Source organism: Proteus sp. G2300 (assembly GCF_009915965.1).
In the GTDB taxonomy this organism is placed as follows: domain Bacteria; phylum Pseudomonadota; class Gammaproteobacteria; order Enterobacterales; family Enterobacteriaceae; genus Proteus; species Proteus vulgaris.
Genome location: NZ_JAABNK010000004.1, coordinates 95,954 through 115,623, shown reverse-complemented (window position 1 = coordinate 115,623; position 19,670 = coordinate 95,954). Strand labels below are relative to the sequence as shown.

The following is a 19,670-nucleotide window of genomic DNA, read 5'->3' as shown; positions in this document are numbered from 1 at the left end:
AGTGAAAGTTCTTTTTACGTCAATAGTTGTAATGACTGCACTGGCAGGTTGCTCCGCGACCATGCCTAACATCGCCGGCAAGACTAAGACAGATACGTCGGTCCAGAAAATTGAAAAAACAGATCCGGACACACAAGCGGCACTAGCCGACATGAAACTCGTTGGATTCAGACAGGAAGACTTCGGCAGTGAGGAGGCATTCAACTCGGCAGCTAAGATGGTGGCAAATTTAGGTGCCGAGTGGCAAACCTTTAACTCTTGGACCGAGGCGTTGCTAGAGCCGGGTTATCAATCAGCAGCCCTAGAACGCATTCGTACAGCCAACGATGAGCGACGCCAAAAAGAAAGGAAGGTGAATTTTTCAAAAATAGATCGCTATTCCGACGAAGCAGATAAGGCTATGAAGTATGGATTCCATGATTGCTTCAATGATTCTGGTCAACTGTTCTCAGTAGACGATTTTATCGACCATTATGCGCTTACCAACGTTGCCTCTTTCAAAAGCACGGTTGAGCTTTATGAGCGTTGTCTAATCAACGGAGGTAGTGAGTGTACGGAGAACGGTCAGGAACTGAGCTTGGATAAATTCTTGGTGAAGCACAATACAGCCGCTCCACAAGCGCGTAAGGATTTAGCCTTTAATGAATATTACGAATACTGTGCAGTGCGGACTCCAGTTTCATCTGTTCAATACACTATCTCGGCTCATGATAATGATGTGATGGGCAGCCTTATTGCGGCAGCGGCGTCGCGAGTTGGTTGGGATAGTGCGCTTAAAATGTCTCGTGATGTGTTAAACATGCAATCCAGATCTGGAGCAATGAATATGATTGCTGCCAACTTCTATAATTATCAACGAACTGGATACTTTGATGCGTTTGATATCAAACCGTACGCCATAGGCCGCTCCAGTGTCATATCCGTAATGCACGTGGGTGGTATGTGTGCAGCGTTTGGTACAGATAATAGCAGCCAGGATAGTGACATCGAAATTGATGAGCTCGCTATCGCGCTGGGAGCTAAACCTCGTCAAGCGGATGGAGGTTACCATTGTTTGAAATGGACAGACGGTAACTGGAAACGTATTGCTGATTACATTGCTGGCGAAAGCGAGGGGCTTCGTGGGTTTATGTCGGTGTACTCTCCTGCATTCAACAACTATCAGGTGCCCTATTGGAGCTATCCCGGTCCGTACCAGCACAACTCAACTATTCAGACTCAACTCCAGAAAAAAGGAAGTGGTATTGCAAGTTACACAGAGAAAGTCACGGAGAGGGAAACCTGCTCTACATATGCGGCAGGCCATTCAGGACTCGCAACGTGGTCTTATCCTGCCTGTGATTACCTAGAAAAGGCAAGCGAATCAATGAAGGCCAAGGAAAAAATGATGCAAGCCGCAGGTCGGTTTGATGCCTACATATGTAGCAGGGCAGAGGCTGTGAATGGCTATGGCAAACCGGATCTGTCACGTTGTCCCACAGTCTTCTCTCGCGAACAGATAGAAGCTGGCGAACACAAACGCTAGATCATCGAATTCAACTTCTCCATTCATTATTTAGGGGGCTCAGGCCCCTTTCTTTTTTGTCCAAATTGGGCACTTTGCCGTGCCATCTAAAACTTGCTCACCTGAGAAAATATTAGCTCAAAGAGAGTAAAGATAAATGAGGACACTATGGCGGCAGAGATTCAAGTTAACGGACTGGTACTTCCAATAAATGACGCTCACATTCATCAAAGACGAGGTGTAACCGCTGCAAGAGCAGAATCTGGTGAACCTCTTCATTTCACGGTATTGAAGTGCCTCGATGGTCGATACACGAAAACATATTGTGGACTCGCCAGAGTCGATAACACCGATGACTTTTTGAAGATCATGGAGTGGGGAGATCACTTCGAACCTATTGCTTCTTGGTATCAAAGGGGGACTCAATGATTATCAGTATTTTCAGAAAGATTTTCAGAAGAAAGCCCACCCCTGATCTGTACTCTCAACTGTCCAGTCTTGTGGATGAAATGCGGACTTATCAGGCTGATATCGAGCGCTTTCATGCAGACATAGAGGCGTCAGCTAGCCATTTTGAACACATTACCGAGCCCAATAATTTCATTAGCGCAGAGTGGGTTAATGGAAATCTACATGTAAAACATCATCATTAAGAGGTAATTGGAATGGAATTGAACGAAAAAGCGAAAGTTGCGGCGCTCTATCAAGAACTTAGCAAAGCTGATGTCTCTGACCCTAACAAGTTGGTTGGGCAGCTTGAATCGGCGGCTAAGTCAATTGTGCAAAGTATGAATAGTCATCCTATTAAAGATGAGCAGATTAAAACTAGCGTTTTTGATCATGCTCATATGAATGAGCAGTATCGACAGCTATCTGAGCAGCAGATGAAAATTGTTGATTCTGTCCAGTTGCTAATAAAGCAAGTTGAAAGCATGGGGCACGAAAAACCAAATCAAGATAACTGGCTCTCTAAAACGCTCTCTAACTATCAAAGAGGTTACCTGGAGAACGATATTTTCACTGAAGCAGCAGGTGCCATGGTGTGGATGGCTGCAAAGGCTATCCAGAAAATCTTTTTTGAGTCAGATAACGCTAAGCAGCAACAAGCTGCCCAGGAACTAAAAAAAGATATTGGGAAAATGACAAAGGCGCTAGGTGTTGAGTTATCCCGCCTTCAACTAGAGGTCAAAACAGAACAGCGGCATGGACTGATGTCAGATGCGATAAGCAATGCCAAACGGTTGGAACAAAGCGGCCAACAGAAGGAGGCTGATAAGCTGATAGTTAGTACCTATAACAAGCTATCTCATTCTGCCAAGAAAGAGTACAGCCAATATCAACCTCGCCCAGAACATCAAAAATCCATATCCCAGGCTCAATCGAGAGAAAAAGAACGCCAAGCTGCATCGTCAATTCAGCACCAACAACACAGTGAAAAAAGAATCGACCGCGACAAAAACCAGTCAATTGGTCGTTGAGAATTACATTCAAATAAATGAGGAAACTGAAATGAAAAAAGCAATCTTAGCAGTGGCAACCGCATCTATGCTCTCTTTGGCTGGGTGTGCGACAAAGCCTGGAATTAACGACGCTTCACTTATGGTTTTTAAGTTCCCAGCAAGTGGTGACACTATTAATGTTACTTACAAGATTGAGCATGGAAAAGACTGTCTCATTACCATGGCGCTCGGTCCTCAAAGTAATGAACAGAAATATATGACTGCTCTTGACTTGGAATCTCGACGTTGCCTAGAGAATGTAACAGGAGAGAGTCAAGAGGGATTATATCTGGACCTCTCTGATGTTCGTTACAATAATCCGGCGGTGATTAATTTTAGCCTTACAGGGCCTAGTCCATTAGAGGAACTTGTAGCGCTAAAACCGGATAAGACAAAATAATAATCATTCCTATCCCACTTTAAAAAGGCAGATTAACCTGCCTTTTTTGTCATTTATGGTGGCTTAAAATTTATCCGGCTTTGGTGTATGTTCGAGTAAAGGTGCTTCTAATGACCATAATATGAGGATTGCCGTGCCAAAGAACTATAGATCTAAGGTAAGCAAAGCAGTTGCTTACAAAAAGCTGCAAGGTGTTTTAGAAAGGCTGAATGATTGGAATGAGCTTTACTCTTCCTACTATGAAATAGAAGAGGCTGCATTAGTCGGCAGTTTGGCTAGAGGTGGTGAAAAATTTGGTGATATAGATGTGTGCTTAAAAATAAGGCGCAGCCAGCAATTCAGTTACAGTGATTGTAAAAACGACTACATAAAATGGAGGGAGCAAGTTTTAGGCTATAAGCCTCCAGCGCCTTATTCATCAGCAGAGCGCTGCATGTTTGAAACGGATGTCAGTCGCTTTATTAAGAATAGTGATGGGCGAATTGAAATGTTGCGTTGGGACCAGTTTGAGCCAATATGCTTAACCTTACAGCCATTTATAAAATTAGTAGAAAATGGCCGCGTGATCGTTGCCAATGTTGAAGAGTTAGAAGGTCATAGAATAACTTTCACCGCAGAACAAGCTCTCGATATAGTAAAGAGTGGTGTGCCAGAGAATCCAAGAGGAACAGAAGGCATATACTGGGAGTCTTACTGTGCTGCACTGAAGCTATATCCTGCGTTTATAAGAGACGCAATATTAGATCGGGACGCATACTGTGCCGCATACCATTCATTTACTGAAAAGAATGAAGTGTAGATAAAATTGGAAGGCCACATTCCGTTTACTACTACAACATATAGGTAGAAGGTGAGAATGTGGCTTTTAATTTAATTTTTATCGGCTTCTTTTAACGCTTTTCTCATCTCCGCTAAGTCTCCTTTGAGGTCATCCATTGACTCACCGTTAGCCGCTTCCAACTGAGAGCGAAGTTTTTTGAGCTGCTTTATTCGCTCGTTCCGTTCAGCATTTTCCGACGAGAGAAGGGCCTTATCATGCTGGTTGGGTAGATCAAACTCAGACCAAGCCTTGGAGAAGTCACGATGAAACTCTTCCGAGCGAATTTGTTGTTGAACTTCATGTGTTTTTTGTTGGATGAGAACTTCCTGCCTACCAGTTAAGGCAAAGTAGATCACGATGGCTGTTATTGGGCAGGCAATGATGATGCCATACAGTACAGATTTCATTTTTAATTACCCCCTTTTATGCCTGGCTGAGACACTGTGAAGCTTGCCTCCGTGGAGTTGCTGAGATTGGATGCTTCCTCAGTTTGTAAGCGCTCGGAAGTTCTCATTGAAAGATTACGGGACTTGGATGAGCGGTTGTCGGTACTTGCATAATGAGCATTAGACGTTGATGCTTCTTTTGAGTTAGTTCTGGTAGTCGATAATGAAAAGAGAGTGTCGTGATTTAATGATGTCTCCAGCTCCCATGACTCTCCAAAGAGTGAGTTTCCTCGGCCAAAGACAGTGAACTCGCCGATTGAAGCTGACAGATTTTTTGGATCAGCAGAAAAAGAGCCACAAGACCATTCGTATTTTCCTTCATACTGATACCCTCGTGTAGATGGCACTACGCAGTTCCTTCCAAATTGTCTATCTACTATCTTCAAGGCCTTTTCTGGTAAGTCATTACGTATGAGCTGTTTACTCATTGCCTTGGCAAGCGCCATTTTTATCGCTGACTTGCCACTTCCGTTGAGCGAAATCCCGCTTGATATTTCATCCAGCGTTGCTTCTGCTACAAGTCCGTAGACTGCCCAGCAAACACCTTCTCTTTTCAGTCGTTCAGATGGAACTCTTATGGATGAAGGCATGCCAGTGGTCGCCCAGTTGAAAGCTGCCTGCTGCAACTCAACCTTGCATTGTCCCAGTGTTTTTTCTTTGTTCCAGGCCATACAGGCTTGAACGCTTGTAACTAGGGGTTTGGGTTCTAGCTCTGGAAATTGTGGCGCTTGTGGGTTTGTAATGAGCGAACAATTTCTGATGAGGTTTGCTGTTTTCCCTCTTATAGATTTGCCTTTTTCGACATAGGCAAATAGCTCCACGATCATAGAAAGTGGTGCTGTTTTTACTGAAAGACGGCGAGTATTTTGATATTGCTGCCTAGATGAAGCTTCGCTTGCATTTCGAACTGACGTGGAAGTCGTGTCTCGTTTTTCCTCACCTTTTCTTGCTTCCTCTCCCTTTTGGCGTTGTAACTCCATACTGGTCTCATCGTTCAACGTGGTTTCTTTTTGGGTGCGCTTTTCCTGTGAGGATTTTTGGCCCACAGTGGCGCTTTCCTGAGCAAGTGTAATGTTTGAGTATGCAATTAATGCAAAGGCCAGCAAACTCAATGACTTTTTAATCATGTTGAAAAGCCTCCTTGAGCAATGTGATTTGTGAGATGCTTTTGATGCTTGGCTCTACCAGCCATGCGTATCTGTACCTTTGAATGCTTTTACAGAGCGCAACTATGTACTGATCTGCATCCTGAGGTACTGAATGGATTTCCCCATCTTCTTCGGCGGCCATAAAATCAGAAAAATCATCAAAGGCTGCTTTGCTTAGGTACTCAGCCAAATGAGTAGCATCGTCAGAATTTTTGCACAGCAAAACCTCCGGCCAGAGCAGGTCTCCATCGGGCCCTCGATTACCGGGCTGATCGGGTGGATCTAACCTGACGACCCAAACTTCTTTTAGCTCATGTGCTACAGCTAAATTGAGCAGTTCAATGCCATTTAACTTCATAAAAATAACTCCGTGCTTAGTGAACGGAGCCATTATCCCGCTGATAACTGCCGATATTGGCACGCCAAACTGCCCGATTTGGACAAATGTGTTGTCTGTAGAGTCAGAAGGGAATTTCCAGATTTTGACTTAGGTTGGTGTTACTGGTTGAACGTATATAAATGAATTTAAAAAGATATTTATGTTTCGTTACATGTCACGAATGTAAAATGTGACATGTAACGCCACTGCAAGGGCATATGTGGGAACGTTGCACGTTTAAGCCTTGGATATATTGGTTGGCTGCACGATTAACGCTTAAACCTATGGGGTGGTTGCACGACAGGGACCGACCAAAGCCCAATTTGGGGCGTTTACTGAACAAAATGAAGGCCAAATCACTTGTATGCGAACTTTTTCGTTGGTCTGAGAGCGTATGTGGGGCCGTTGCACGGTTAACTAGAAGATATATGGGAACGTTGCACATCTGGCCTAAACTAAGCCGCTGGAACAAGCTGTGTCAGATTTAGCCTGTTCCATGAAGGATAACTTATTACTCCAGATGAATGAGAGGTGTAACTAGATCGGCCACCTTCTGGTGAGCAGCTTTCCTTTCTTCAAAGTACTCATACCGATCATATATACCGTCAACACCGCCTTGTCGGTGATTGATACAAAGCCGAGCGACGTGATTTGGTGTTCCTACTGATGCAGCTAGACTCCTGAATGTTCGCCGTAAGTCATGTACTGTAAAATGCTCTATGTCACCCATCACGTTGGGTGGCTGAATCTTCCTCCCAGCTTCTCGTCCAAACAACTTTGAGATTGCGCTATTCAGGGTGTCAGGCCCCATATGCAATAGATTGCTTCGGCGTCGGGCTGGAAAAACGTATTCAGAACCCATCGATCTTACTTTGAGCTCACTGAGCCATGTCATTGCTTGGCTTGGCAGGGGAATAGATATAGCGATGCCTGTCTTTACCCGCCACTCTGGGATATGCCAGACAGATTCCTCTAGGTCGAACTCTGACCAGGGAGCCTCACACAGTTCACTCTTCCTATTACCTAGTACCAAGAAGAGACAGCACAACAAATAGTTCTCTCTACCAAAACTGTTTAGATGGCTACGAAATACTTTAAATATTTTCTCTATTTCATTGAGCTCTAATGCTCGCTTACGAGTTTTTTCGAGCCCTCCAGCATCGTTTATTGTGAAAGGTGCAGCGGGATTATTAGCGGTTAGCTCAAGCTTTAATGCGTGCTTGAAAAGTTGCTTCATGTAACCAAGCGTGTCATTGGCAATGGTCAAACGGCCACTATCCCTAACTCTTTGAATTATCTCTCGAACATCCAGAGCCGTTACTTCCTGGATTTTAAACTCGCCGATGACGGGCTTAATTTCCTTTCTATATATTCGAGCTGGAATGTTGGGATGCTTTAGCCTTGGCGCTAAATCGTTTTTATACCAATCCTCAAATAAATCATCGACCGATATGATACCCGTCCACTTTTGACGCTGTTTTGCAATGAGGGGATCTACGCCTTGCCTTAAGTCACGTTTAAACACTTCGGCTTCTGATCTTGCATCGGCCAAAGACATACCAGGGTACTGCCCCAGAGTCATTTGTTTACGTTTGCCATTGCCACTATATCGAAGGGCCCAATAGGGCGCTCCTGAATCTGGAACGACAAAGTAGAGTCCTTTTCCGTCGGACTTTCTAATTGGTTCACCTGATTTTGCAAGTGCGGCCACCTGCTTTGCTGTCATAGATGCCACATGACCTCCAAATACTCACCATTTGATGCAAGTATAACGAGGCATTACTCACCAGTTAACTCACCACTTGGATGAAACAGATTGAAACGTACAAGAACAGGCTGGAAATAAAAAGCCCTGATAAATCAGGGCTTTGGTTAATATTGGAAAGCTTTGGAAAACAAGAGAAAATTATTCAATATTCTGGATCTGCTCGCGCATTTGTTCAATTAAAACTTTTAATTCAATGGCTGAATTGGTGACTTCTGTATTAATTGATTTTGATGCTAACGTATTCGATTCACGATTAAATTCTTGCATCATAAAATCAAGACGACGGCCTACTGCTTCTTTTTTCACAAGAATTTTGCGTGTTTCTTTAACGTGAGCTTCTAATCTATCTAGCTCTTCAGCGACGTCTAAACGTTGCGCTAACATCACGAGTTCTTGTTCTAAACGATTATTGTCGATTTGAACTTGAGCCTCTTCTAATTTGCTTGTTAAGCGCTCACGTTGCCAGAGTAATATTTCTGGCATTTGGGCTCTTACTTTCACTACTTCTGCACTAACCGCATCTAAACGTTGTTCGATAAGTGCTTTGAGTGATTGTCCTTCGGTTTCACGGCTAGCAATAAAAGCATCAATCGCTAAATCTAATTCGGCTAAAAGTTCAGTCCCAATCGCATCTAAATCTTGCTCTTGTGCTGAAATCACACCCGGCCAACGTAAAATATCAAAGGGGTTGATAGTCCCTTCATGGCTATGACTTTTTACCCAGTTGGCAGAAACAATCAGTTGTTTTGCCAGATTTTCATCAAGATTAAGTTCGCCTTGAAAGCGGGCATTAAGATCAAAGCGTAAGTTACATTCAATTTTACCACGCGTTAAGCGATTACGTAGACGTTCACGAATAACAGGCTCTAAACTACGTAATTGCTCAGGCAAACGAATATAAGTTTCAAGGTAACGTTGGTTTACGGAACGCAGTTCCCATGCAGCGCTACCCCAGTCTTTTTTGATGTCTCGGCGGGCAAAAGCGGTCATGCTACGGATCATAATAGGGTCTCAATAGTGTAAAAGATGGTACGATTATAACCTTAGGCATCGATACAGGATAGGCATAAGCGATTTTAGGTCGTATAATGCGCCCCCAATATGTCAGAGAAAGCGGAGATAACACCATGCGTCCAGCAGACAGACAAGCAAACCAAGTACGTCCTATTACCATCACTCGTCATTATACAAAACATGCTGAAGGTTCTGTATTAGTCGAGTTTGGTGATACTAAAGTCTTGTGTAACGCCACTGTGGAAGACGGTGTACCACGTTTTCTTAAGGGACAAGGGCAAGGTTGGGTAACCGCAGAATACGGTATGCTTCCTCGCGCAACCAATAGCCGTAATGCACGAGAAGCGGCTCGTGGTAAACAAACTGGCCGTACTATGGAAATCCAGCGTTTAATTGCACGCTCATTACGTGCTGCGGTTGATTTAAAAGCATTGGGTGAATTTACCATTACTATTGATTGTGATGTTATTCAAGCTGATGGTGGTACTCGTACAGCTTCTATCTCTGGTGCTTGTGTGGCATTAGTTGATGCATTAAATAAAATGGTTGAAGAAGGTAAGCTGAAAAAAAGCCCGCTTAAATCAATGGTAGCTGCAGTCTCTGTGGGGATTGTTGATGGTGAACCATTATGCGATCTTGAATATGTTGAAGATTCCGCAGCAGAAACCGATATGAATGTGGTGATGATCGATGATGGTCGTATGATTGAAGTTCAAGGTACGGCCGAAGGCGCGCCATTTAGTCATGAAGAATTGCTTGCTTTACTCGCCCTTGCGAAGGGGGGATTAGAGAAGATATTTGAAGCGCAAAAAGAGGCGCTTAAGCAATAGATTTTATATTTAAGGCGACTGAGAAGTCGCCTTTTTTATGCCTAAATTTTGTCATCAAGTAACGTAGAGAGGAGAAAAAAATGAAAGCCTACCAACGCCGCTTTATCGAACTAGCATTAGCAAAAAATGTTTTGAAATTTGGTGAATTTACACTGAAATCAGGACGAGTGAGTCCTTACTTTTTTAATGCCGGTTTATTTAATACAGGGCGTGATTTGGCTTTACTGGGGCAATTTTATGCACAAACATTATTAGATAATAATGTACCTTGTGATGTGTTGTTTGGGCCTGCTTATAAGGGGATCCCTATTGCAACCACAACGGCAGTCGCATTAATTGAACATCATGACATTGATATTCCTTATTGCTTTAATCGCAAGGAGGCGAAAGATCATGGTGAAGGAGGAACATTAGTAGGAAGCCCATTAAAGGGTGATGTTGTCATTGTGGATGATGTTATCACAGCAGGTACTGCTATTCGGGAATCAATGGAAATTATTAAACAGCATGATGCAACGCTTTCGGCTGTGCTATTAAGCTTAGATAGACAAGAAAAAGGACGAGAAAAACTTTCTGCCATACAAGAGCTAAAACGTGATTATCAGTGCCAGGTGTATTCAATTATTACCTTAGATGATTTAATCAGCTATTTAAACGAGAGTGAGACGTTATCTGAACATTTACCTGCGGTTAAAGCTTATCGTGAGCGCTATGGCGTTAATTAATAAAGTCAAAATACGATAAATGAAAGGTTAATTCTAAATAAAAAAAAGCCCTCGCCCAATAATGGGCGGGGTGAGTAGTACAATGAATCTTCTGTGATAATTACCACAGATGTTGAAATATAAAAGGACTTTTACAGCAGGGGCAAAGCGATTTGCTAATGCCACAATGTAGGAACTGCACGAATGCCATTCCGGATAAATATATTGAGGTACTTCTGTACCAGAGGATGCATGTTAACACAAATAAGAAAAAAACGGCATATTTGTCAATTTCAAATTCTTGAGTTAAATCACGAGTCCATCAATTCATTGTAACTGTGCCAATATTAATGGCCAACGCGCTTCAAATTCTTGGGTCGGGTGATAACGAAATTCAGTGCGTACAAAGCGCGCTAGCATGCCTTCACAAAAAGCGAGTAATTGTGAGGCGATCAAGGCTTCATCGTGTAAGAAAGTACTACCTTCACGAATTTTACGCTCTTTGATAACTTGTCGAAGTTGAACTTCAATGCGCTCATAAAGTTGATTTATACGACCTTGTAATCTATCTTGCTCAAACATCAAAGCATGACCCGTTAAAATACGAGATAGGCCTGGATTTTTTTCAGCAAAACCGAGGATCAAGATAAGAATTAAGCGAATTCTTGCTATCGTTTCTTTCTCGTCTTTTAAGATCAAATTAATACGAGAGACTAAGCTGTCTTCGATAAACTCAATCAGGCTATCAAACATTTTGGTTTTACTTGGGAAATGTCGATAGAGTGCCGCTTCAGATACACCGACAGTGGCTGCAAGTTTTGCCGTTGTAATGCGTTGGCTACCATCACTTGACTCTAACATTTGAGCTAGTGATTGTAAGATTTCATCCCGTCTATTTCTTTTCTTTTTGGTTTCTTTTTTTTCTGCCATGACTGATAAGGCCCCTGCTAAAAGCAAAACAAATCAGTAAACCTTTGCACTCAAATTTTCAGTGCAAAGGGAGTGATATCGTCATTGAAATAATTAATGCAAGACGTCGTTATTATTGGCGGCCGGAATGACCAAAACCACCACTACCGCGTTCCGTTGCGGTAAAATCTTCAACAATATTAAATTCAGCTTGAACAACGGGCACGATAATCATCTGAGCAATGCGCTCACCGGGTTCAATAGTAAACGCTTTTTGGCCACGATTCCAAACTGATACCATCAGTTGGCCTTGATAGTCAGAATCAATCAATCCCACTAAATTACCTAATACAACACCGTGTTTATGGCCTAAGCCTGAACGAGGAAGCACCATTGCTGCTAAACCTTCATCGGCAATATGTACAGCAAGACCTGTCGGTAATAATTCAGTTTGCCCCGGTTCAAGGATCAATGGTGCATCAAGGCAAGCACGTAAATCTAAACCAGCAGAGCCTGTTGTGGCATAAGCAGGAAGTGGATATTCTTGACCAATACGAGCATCAAGAATTTTAACATCAATTTTTTTCATCATAGTGTTTGGCTATCTCATCAAGTAGGCGATGGCTAAGTTGTGCTTTACTACTGTGTGGTAAACGCGTTTCTCCATTAGCCCAAATAAGGTGTAATGCATTATTGTCACTGTTAAAGCCTTGATTTTCTAATGAAACATCATTGGCACAGATTAAATCGAGCTGTTTCTGTTCTCGTTTTTTGCGGGCATATTCTTCCACATTCTGGGTTTCGGCTGCAAATCCAACAACAAAAGGGCGGTGCTCAATCATTTTTCCAACACTGGCGACAATGTCGGGGTTTTTTACCATAGTGATGGTGACTTCATCACCTTGTTTTTTTATTTTTTCAGTGGCGACAAGTTTAGCGCGATAATCTGCAACAGCCGCACAACCAATAAAAATATCTTGTGAAGGCGCGAGCGTCATCACTTGTTCATACATTTCTTGTGCGCTTTCAACGTCAATACGTTTAACACAAACGGGTGTCGGTAATGTGACAGGGCCTGCGATAAGAGTGACATCAGCACCACGTAATGCAGCAGCTTGTGCAATTGCAAAGCCCATTTTTCCAGAGCTATGATTACTGATAAAACGTACGGGATCTAATGCTTCACGCGTTGGTCCTGCTGTTATCGTGATCTTTTTACCTGCAAAGTCTTGTGGTTGTAAAGCAAGTTGTTTTTCAGCTAAAGAGACAAGCTCTAAAGGATCTAACATTCGCCCAGGCCCTACATCACCACAAGCTTGGCTACCAGAATCGGGTCCCCAAATTAAGTAGCCTCGTTGTTCTAAAGTAGATACATTTTCTTGTGTGATCGTGGCTCTATACATTTGTTGATTCATTGCTGGTGCAATAGCAATAGGGGCACTACTCGCTAAACAGAGAGTGGTGAGTAAATCATTTGCCATCCCGACGCGTAAACGAGCAATAAGATCAGCTGTCGCGGGTGCTAGCAGAATGAAGTCAGCCCATTTGCCTAATTCAATATGTCCCATTGCTGCTTCTGCTGCGGGATCAAGTAGGTCATCTGCAACAGGAAAGCCAGAAACCGCTTGTAATGATAATGGTGTGACAAAAGCATGTGCCGCGGGTGTCATTACAACACGGACAATAGCACCTTTATCACGTAAACGGCGAACAAGTTCAGGTGCTTTATAGGCCGCAATACCACCACTAATACCAAGAATAATCTTTTTGTTGTGAAGTGTAGTCATGATGAAATGCCTAAGTACATAAATAATTGTCCGCAATTTTACCACAAGGTATCCGTGAATTCGGAATTCTATGTAACTTCATGTTTTATTGATTAAATTTTTGTGGGTTATCTCGCACAATTTTGGTTGGTGTCTTTTTCATACAATATAAGCAGTTTATAGTAAATGAACTGTATAAAACAACAGTTGTTTTATGATTGGCATTTTATGAAGAGTAATGAAAAATAATAATGTGATTAATATAAATAAAATCAATGACTAACTTTATAACCTTTACTCAATAAGGAGCCCAAGGATGGAAAATCAATCGGTTAGTGAGCTTTTACCTAGAGAAAAATTGTTGCTTTATGGCGTGGGATCCCTCTCTGATATTGAGTTGCTTGCGCTTTTTTTACGTACAGGAACCTATGAAAAATCAGTATTAGAGTTGGCGGCTTTTTTACTAAAAGAGTGTGGTTCTCTGTATCATGTTCTAAATGCTGATTATGAAACGTTAGGGCGTTTTAAAGGTGTAGGGATCGGTAAATTTACCCAGCTACAAGCAATTAATGAAATGGCGCAACGCTTTTCCACAACACAATTTATGTATAGAAATGTGCTATCTTCCTCTGAAGATACAAAGCATTACTTACAAAAATTACTGCATTGGCGAGACCGAGAAGTGTTTGTGGTGCTTTTTCTTGATAATCAAAATCAATTGATTGCTTTTGATGAAATGTTTAAAGGTACAATTAATCGAGTCGAAGTTCATCCTAGAGAAATTGTTCGCCAATCAATAAAAAAGAATGCAACATCTATTATTCTTGCTCATAATCACCCTTCTGGTATTTGTGAACCGAGCCTTGCCGATAAACAATTAACTGAAAAAATTTTTACAGCTTGTCAGTTAGTAGGCGTAAAAGTACTCGATCACCTTGTAATAGGGCATGATAACTGTGTTTCTTTTGCAGAGCGTGGTTGGTTGTAGCAAATATTTTTGTAATTATTGTCAATCTTTATTTGTACGGGTCTTGAGCGTTGAGGCCATTGGGCGTATACTACGCCACCTTTGAGGATCTTGGGTTTGGCGAGAAGAGCCTATCTCAGCAAGTTTTTTCTGAGGTGTTAACACAGTTTTTCAATCGTTAAAAGTTGCTGAGATGGGCTCCAAAGCCTGACGAGGCGGTCAAACCTGATACTAAAGCTCGAGCTGATTAGATTTTTGGAGAATAGACATGTCCCGAGTCTGCCAAGTTACCGGCAAGCGTCCTGTGAGTGGAAACAACCGCTCTCACGCATTAAACGCGACTAAACGCCGTTTTCTGCCAAACCTGCACTCTCACCGTTTCTGGGTTGAGTCTGAGAAACGTTTCGTAACTCTACGTGTATCTGCTAAAGGTATGCGTGTGATTGATAAGAAAGGCATCGAATCTGTATTAGCAGATTTACGTGCCCGTGGTGAGAAGTTCTAAGGAGCTGAAAAATGGCTAAAGGTATTCGCGAGAAAATTAAACTCGTCTCTTCTGCTGGTACAGGTCACTTCTATACCACTACGAAGAACAAACGCACTATGCCAGAAAAACTGGAAATGAAAAAATTCGATCCAGTTGTTCGTCAACATGTGCTTTATAAAGAAGCTAAAATTAAATAATTTCAGTTTTCTTAAAAAACCCGACCTTTGTGTCGGGTTTTTTGTTATATGAGGTTTGCTAAGTATAACAAAGTAAAGCTATTGTGATCTTCGTTTACTCTTTAGTTATACTATAGTTCTTTTGAATCATCAGGTGAATGGATTGCGGATGAGTAAGTCAGTGCTATCAATATTACATACAGAATCATCTTGTGGGTGGGGTGGTCAGGAAATTCGTATACTGACAGAAGCTCAAGGCATGATCCGTAGAGGACATAAAGTTGCACTTGTGTGTTGTCCCACCTCTAAAATTGCTAAAGCCGCACCTGATTATGGTATTGAGGTTTTTACATTACCTGTTGAAAAAAAACGTGCCTCTGCATTAAAAGCACTTCGTCAATGGCTGAAATTACATCATCACCAATTTGATGTTATTAATACCCACAGTTCTACCGATGCATGGCTAGTGGCTGTTTCTTGTGCCACATTGCGCCATTCACCGGTTATTGTCCGTACTCGACATGTTTCTACCGATGTTTCTCGTTCACTGCCCACTCGCTGGCTTTATCTTTCATCTAGTGCTCATATTGTAACAACAGGTGAGAAATTACGTTATACATTGCATGAACATAATCGATTTCCATTGGAAAAGATGACATCCGTACCTACTGGTATTGATTTACAACGTTTCTTTCCACAGGATAAACAGCATGCCAGAGAGAAAATAGGTATCCCTAATAAACCAACGTTAGGGATAGTGGCGACTATGCGAGTATGGAAAGGACATAAATATTTAGTTGAAGCATGGAAATCGTTACACCAGCAGTTTCCCGATTGGCAATTAATTTTTGTCGGTGATGGACCTCAGCGTAAAAATTTAGAGCCGATGGTTAAAAAGGCAGGATTAGCGCAAAGTATTTTCTTTTTAGGTAATCGTGATGATGTGCCTGATTGTTTAAATGCGATGGATTTATTTGCATTACCTTCTTTTGGTAACGAAGGTGTACCTCAAGGTATTATGCAAGCAATGGCCTGTGGTTTACCTGTTGTTTCTACAACAGTGGGTGCGATTAGTGAAGCTGTGATTGATAGTAAAACGGGTTTTACTTTGCCTCCTCAGGAACAAGAGATACTGACGAGTTATTTAGCTAAATTAATGGGTTCAGAACAATTACGTGAGCAGATGGGGAAAGCTGCGCTTGAACATGCTGTTTTACGATTTGGCTTAGATAATATGCTAGATAAAATGGAAAAGATCTTTATTCAGGCAATTAATGATAAAAATAAATCAGTATGATTAATGTTGATAATAAAGTTAAGAAACGATTATTTCTACTTGTCATACTTGAAGTGATAGCGTTGCCGACTACGTTTATTCGCGCAAGTCATATACTTATGTCTGCGCCCAGATCTTTTTAAGGAATAGATCCACATGTTGCCGAGCTACACCTTGAATTGATTTAAAGTATCTATTATCAACTGAGTGTATTCATTCCATTGATGAATATTTGTAATACTTTTTAGTGTATAGTCTGAGAAGTAAAGGTATCATTTAAGCTAAATAAAAAGCATATGGATCCAAATAATATATTGGTTATAGCGATAGCCCGTTTCGGTGATACATTACTTATCACGCCGGTTATCCATGCATTAAAACAGCGCTGGCCTAATGCTCATATTCATGTGCTTGCACATAAACGTAGCGCATGCATTCTTGAGCATAATCCCGATATTGATTGTATTAGACATTTTTCTAAAAAAAGAGCCGTTTGGGCGGGTTGGTTACCCCATAAACCTTATGATTTAGCACTAGTATATGGCAATGATAGTGCGCTGGTGAGTTATGCTCGTCGTCAATCTCACCATACAGTGGCTTTTGCTGATAATAAGTCACTACAGCAAAATGATGTGACTTGGGTTGAACGCCCTAAAAAACTAATGGTGGCACAGAAAGAACGTGCCTTATTAATTAATGCATTAGGGATTTATCCGAGTTGTTGGCAGTTACGCTACTTTATCAGTGATGAAGAAGCGGATTTTGCACAACAGTTTTTAATAGATAATTCATTAATTAATAAGAATATTATTGGTTTTCAATTACAAAGTTTTCCAGCTAAAGCCTATAGAGATTGGCCTGTGGATAACTTTCTGCAATTAGCAAAGCAGATTATTACCCATGACGCGAGTACGTATTTCTTGCTATTAGGTAGTAAAGAAAGTGAACAACTTTCCATTGATTTAGCTAAAAAAATGGGTGAAGAGCGCTGTTTAGCCTTAGCTGGTCGAGTTTCAATGCGACAAAATGCGGCAATTATGGCAAATTTATCGCTTTATGTTGGGGTAGATACAGGACCCACACATTTAGCAGGGGCTTTAGATATCCCAATGGTGGCGTTATACCATAGCTATCACCCTGGGTGCTATTTAGCGCCATTACAACATTCTTGTTGTCAGGTTATCCAACATCCAACCTCGTTGGAAAATGCGCGTCGTGAAGACAATATGGCTGACATATCAGTCGAAGAAGTGTGGAATGCAGTGCGTAATATCATTAATGGAATGAAGGTGAAAAGTAATCCATGAAGATCGGTATAATTGATGTCACAATCACCATGTCTTATGGCGGGATCCAAACAGCGGTTTGGGAACTGGCTAAGCAGTTGCATGATGCTGGGCATGAAGTTCATCTTTATGGTGGCAATGGTGATATCCGACACAATCTGGCAGGACGCCAAATACAGGTTCACACTTACCCTTATACACCAAGAGATAACGTGATTGATCTTGGTGGGCGTTTTCGTCGTATTGTTGAGCGTTATACTTTTGCACGACATGCGAAAAAAGAGGTGATCAGCCAACATTTTGATTGGGTGATTTTAACAAAACCATTTGATTTTTTTTGGCCTTCTATGATGCCTAAATCATCCTCAACGCGTTTTTGCTATATGAGTGGAGGAACCAGTTTTTTTAAAGGCGATCGCAGATTAGGTAAAAAAATTTCAGCATGGGTTGCATGTAGCCACTTTAATGCTTGGCAAATCCAACACCATTTTAAGCAGTTTCCTAGTGTGATTTATAATGGTGTGGATATTGAAAAATTTAGACCTATGACCACGTCGTTGCGTGAGCAATTAGGAATTAATGAGTCTACTTTTTTACTTTCATTTGCTGGCCGGTTAGTGGGTTGGAAAGGCTTAAGTGTGGCTATCGATGCCATTGAAAAGCTAAAAGGTGAAGATGTTAAATTGCTCATTATCGGTGCCGGCGATGATCTTGAGCGATTGAAAAGCAAAGCGACAGCCAAAGGTCTTGCTGAACAAGTGATTTTCCACCCCCCCGTTGAACATAATACATTACCGGAATTTTATGCAGCCAGTGATGCGGGTATTTTTCCGAGTACAGGAGATGAAGCCTTCGGTATTACGATTGCAGAAGCGATGGCGTGTGCAAAACCTGTCATTGCTAGTCATATTGGGGGAATTCCTGAAGTGGTGGGTAATGAAGGCTCTGCTGGATTACTGGTGGCACCGGGAAATGCCGATGAAATTGTGATGGCAATTAATCATCTTCGTACATTATCGGATAGAGGTAAAAGCATGGGAGAGAAGGCACGCCTGCGTATAAAATCACGTTATACTTGGCAACATTCTGCGCAACGTTTATTACAGGCATTGGCGTCATAATAATGAAAATTGCCTATCTTGATCCTTATCCTGTTCCTGATTTACGTGTGGCTTCATTGCAAATATTGCAAAATGTGGATGCATTTGCCCGAGCTGGCGCTCAAGTGACATTAGTCACACCCAAAGGACAATATCGAGATAGCGATATATTAGGTCGTTCAATACATGTTAATGCTAGCCTAGTTGCTTTAAGAGATATTCGTCGTAAATGGTATTTTCCATTTAATTCACAAAAACTTTTCTCATTACAGATAGCTCGCTGGATAAAGCAAAATAATATTGATGCTTTATTTACCCGTAACTTAAAACTCGCGTGTTATCTTTGTGAAAATCATCCAGAAATTCCTCTCTTTTTTGAAAGTCATGAAATTTTCGCTCAATCTTTTGCAGAGTCTCATTCATTTGAGAAAAAAAAGAATCGTGCAAAATATCATAAACTATTAAAAATGGAGAAACTCGTTTACAGCCGAGCGACAGGCATATTTGTTCTTACTTCATTATTAAGAGATGATATTGTTTCGCAATATCAAGTTTCTACACCAATAACAGTGGTTCCTGATGGCGTAGATTTACATGCTGTAGCTGATCATCAGATAGCGCCTTCTACAGTAAATAAAACTATTACGGAAGTGCTCTATTTAGGCAGTTTGCATAAATGGAAAGGGATCCCTACCATGATGCGAGCAATGAAATACCTGGATAACGCACGGTTGAATATCGCAGGGGGAACGCCGGAGCAGATTGGTGGATTAACCTTATTAGCTCAAGAAATGGACGTAAAAGACAAGGTCAATTTTTTGGGATTTATTGATCCCAAAAAACGCTTTAATACGATTGCTCAGCACGATATCTGTGTACTCCCGCTTACGTTAACCAGCATTGGAAGCCGTTATACTTCACCACTCAAGTTATTTGAATATATGGCTATGGAAAAGCCTGTGGTGATTTCAGATTTTCCCTCAATTCGTGATGTGGTAGATGAAAGAGCGGTAAGTTTTGCAGATAGTGGTGATGCACAAAGTTTTGCAAAGCAGATAATACAGTTAAGAGATAACCCGCAACGGGCAAGTGAAAAAACAACTCATGCCCGTTCTCTTGTTGAAAATTATTACAACTGGGATAAACGGGCTGAGGTTATTCTAAAAACAATAGAGACGTTAATTCAATAAG

Annotated in this window: 22 protein-coding genes; 14 read left to right on the top strand and 8 right to left on the bottom strand. The window is 41.6% G+C overall.

Annotated elements, in window-relative coordinates:
* Position 1 precedes the first annotated feature (1 nt).
* The 5 genes from GWI97_RS01855 to GWI97_RS01835 all read left to right on the top strand — a co-directional run bounded on the left by GWI97_RS01855 (position 2) and on the right by GWI97_RS01835 (position 4,202).
* Positions 2-1,525 (top strand): hypothetical protein, encoded by a 1,524-nt coding sequence (locus GWI97_RS01855; protein WP_202609392.1) that lies wholly within the window; start codon positions 2-4, stop codon positions 1,523-1,525.
* A gap of 488 nt (positions 1,526-2,013) precedes the next feature.
* On the top strand, positions 2,014-2,157 hold the full coding sequence (locus GWI97_RS18165; protein ID WP_202609391.1) for a hypothetical protein: 144 nt from the start codon (positions 2,014-2,016) through the stop codon (positions 2,155-2,157).
* A gap of 12 nt (positions 2,158-2,169) precedes the next feature.
* The gene (locus GWI97_RS01840; protein ID WP_096875214.1) at positions 2,170-2,982 is read left to right on the top strand and encodes a hypothetical protein; all 813 of its coding nucleotides are present in this window, start codon (positions 2,170-2,172) and stop codon (positions 2,980-2,982) included.
* Positions 2,983-3,013: 31 nt separating this feature from the next.
* Complete coding sequence (locus GWI97_RS18160) at positions 3,014-3,403, top strand: ABC transporter substrate-binding protein (protein ID WP_096875213.1); 390 nt, start codon at positions 3,014-3,016, stop codon at positions 3,401-3,403.
* Between the two features lie 133 nt (positions 3,404-3,536).
* Positions 3,537-4,202: a hypothetical protein gene (locus GWI97_RS01835; protein WP_141396079.1), complete on the top strand. Its 666-nt coding sequence runs from the start codon at positions 3,537-3,539 to the stop codon at positions 4,200-4,202.
* 71 nt (positions 4,203-4,273) lie between these two features.
* Here the strand turns inward: GWI97_RS01835 and GWI97_RS01830 are convergent, their stop codons facing one another.
* The 5 genes from GWI97_RS01830 to GWI97_RS01810 form a co-directional block, all read right to left on the bottom strand.
* A complete protein-coding gene (locus GWI97_RS01830; protein WP_096875211.1) occupies positions 4,274-4,630 on the bottom strand; it encodes a hypothetical protein in 357 nt (118 codons plus the stop codon).
* Positions 4,631-4,632: 2 nt separating this feature from the next.
* Positions 4,633-5,796 carry a hypothetical protein gene (locus GWI97_RS01825; RefSeq protein ID WP_096875210.1) on the bottom strand — a complete coding sequence of 388 codons (1,164 nt, stop codon included), beginning with the start codon at positions 5,794-5,796 and terminating at the stop codon, positions 4,633-4,635.
* Positions 5,789-6,175 carry a hypothetical protein gene (locus tag GWI97_RS01820; RefSeq protein ID WP_060780120.1) on the bottom strand — a complete coding sequence of 129 codons (387 nt, stop codon included), beginning with the start codon at positions 6,173-6,175 and terminating at the stop codon, positions 5,789-5,791. The genes GWI97_RS01825 and GWI97_RS01820 overlap by 8 nt, the downstream gene beginning before the upstream one ends.
* Positions 6,176-6,707: 532 nt before the next feature.
* Positions 6,708-7,922: a site-specific integrase gene (locus tag GWI97_RS01815; protein WP_202609390.1), complete on the bottom strand. Its 1,215-nt coding sequence runs from the start codon at positions 7,920-7,922 to the stop codon at positions 6,708-6,710.
* 180 nt (positions 7,923-8,102) lie between these two features.
* The gene (locus GWI97_RS01810; protein ID WP_036933397.1) at positions 8,103-8,966 is read right to left on the bottom strand and encodes a YicC/YloC family endoribonuclease; all 864 of its coding nucleotides are present in this window, start codon (positions 8,964-8,966) and stop codon (positions 8,103-8,105) included.
* Between the two features lie 125 nt (positions 8,967-9,091).
* Here GWI97_RS01810 and rph point away from each other — a divergent pair, with 125 nt between their 5' ends.
* Together rph and pyrE are read left to right on the top strand one after the other, a co-directional pair.
* The gene (gene rph, locus GWI97_RS01805) at positions 9,092-9,808 is read left to right on the top strand and encodes a ribonuclease PH (RefSeq protein WP_036933396.1); all 717 of its coding nucleotides are present in this window, start codon (positions 9,092-9,094) and stop codon (positions 9,806-9,808) included.
* An 80-nt stretch (positions 9,809-9,888) separates the two neighbouring features.
* Positions 9,889-10,533 (top strand): orotate phosphoribosyltransferase, encoded by a 645-nt coding sequence (gene pyrE / locus GWI97_RS01800; protein WP_036933394.1) that lies wholly within the window; start codon positions 9,889-9,891, stop codon positions 10,531-10,533.
* Between the two features lie 306 nt (positions 10,534-10,839).
* On the opposite strand, the gene slmA is transcribed toward pyrE, so the two are convergent.
* The 3 genes from slmA to coaBC form a co-directional block, all read right to left on the bottom strand.
* Entirely contained in the window at positions 10,840-11,442 is a 603-nt protein-coding gene (gene slmA / locus GWI97_RS01795; protein ID WP_036933393.1) for a nucleoid occlusion factor SlmA, read from the bottom strand.
* A 112-nt stretch (positions 11,443-11,554) separates the two neighbouring features.
* Positions 11,555-12,013, bottom strand: a complete 459-nt coding sequence (dut, locus tag GWI97_RS01790; protein WP_036933392.1) for a dUTP diphosphatase — start codon at positions 12,011-12,013, stop codon at positions 11,555-11,557.
* Complete coding sequence (coaBC, locus tag GWI97_RS01785; protein WP_036933391.1) at positions 11,997-13,208, bottom strand: bifunctional phosphopantothenoylcysteine decarboxylase/phosphopantothenate--cysteine ligase CoaBC; 1,212 nt, start codon at positions 13,206-13,208, stop codon at positions 11,997-11,999. The genes dut and coaBC overlap by 17 nt, the downstream gene beginning before the upstream one ends.
* 295 nt (positions 13,209-13,503) lie before the next feature.
* Here coaBC and radC point away from each other — a divergent pair, with 295 nt between their 5' ends.
* From radC to GWI97_RS01750, 7 genes are all read left to right on the top strand, one after another.
* Positions 13,504-14,175 carry a RadC family protein gene (radC, locus tag GWI97_RS01780; RefSeq protein WP_036933390.1) on the top strand — a complete coding sequence of 224 codons (672 nt, stop codon included), beginning with the start codon at positions 13,504-13,506 and terminating at the stop codon, positions 14,173-14,175.
* 247 nt (positions 14,176-14,422) lie between these two features.
* Entirely contained in the window at positions 14,423-14,659 is a 237-nt protein-coding gene (gene rpmB, locus GWI97_RS01775) for a 50S ribosomal protein L28 (protein WP_036914542.1), read from the top strand.
* A gap of 11 nt (positions 14,660-14,670) precedes the next feature.
* Positions 14,671-14,838, top strand: coding sequence for a 50S ribosomal protein L33 (gene rpmG / locus GWI97_RS01770; RefSeq protein ID WP_006534250.1), 168 nt, complete (start codon positions 14,671-14,673; stop codon positions 14,836-14,838).
* Positions 14,839-14,986: 148 nt separating this feature from the next.
* On the top strand, positions 14,987-16,114 hold the full coding sequence (locus GWI97_RS01765; RefSeq protein WP_103005209.1) for a glycosyltransferase family 4 protein: 1,128 nt from the start codon (positions 14,987-14,989) through the stop codon (positions 16,112-16,114).
* 275 nt (positions 16,115-16,389) lie between these two features.
* Positions 16,390-17,400: a glycosyltransferase family 9 protein gene (locus GWI97_RS01760; protein ID WP_103005210.1), complete on the top strand. Its 1,011-nt coding sequence runs from the start codon at positions 16,390-16,392 to the stop codon at positions 17,398-17,400.
* Positions 17,397-18,500 (top strand): glycosyltransferase family 4 protein, encoded by a 1,104-nt coding sequence (locus GWI97_RS01755; RefSeq protein WP_087803795.1) that lies wholly within the window; start codon positions 17,397-17,399, stop codon positions 18,498-18,500. Before GWI97_RS01760 ends, GWI97_RS01755 begins: the two co-directional genes overlap by 4 nt.
* Positions 18,500-19,669 (top strand): glycosyltransferase family 4 protein, encoded by a 1,170-nt coding sequence (locus GWI97_RS01750; RefSeq protein ID WP_161681032.1) that lies wholly within the window; start codon positions 18,500-18,502, stop codon positions 19,667-19,669. The genes GWI97_RS01755 and GWI97_RS01750 overlap by 1 nt, the downstream gene beginning before the upstream one ends.
* The last annotated feature ends 1 nt before the right edge of the window (position 19,670 follow it).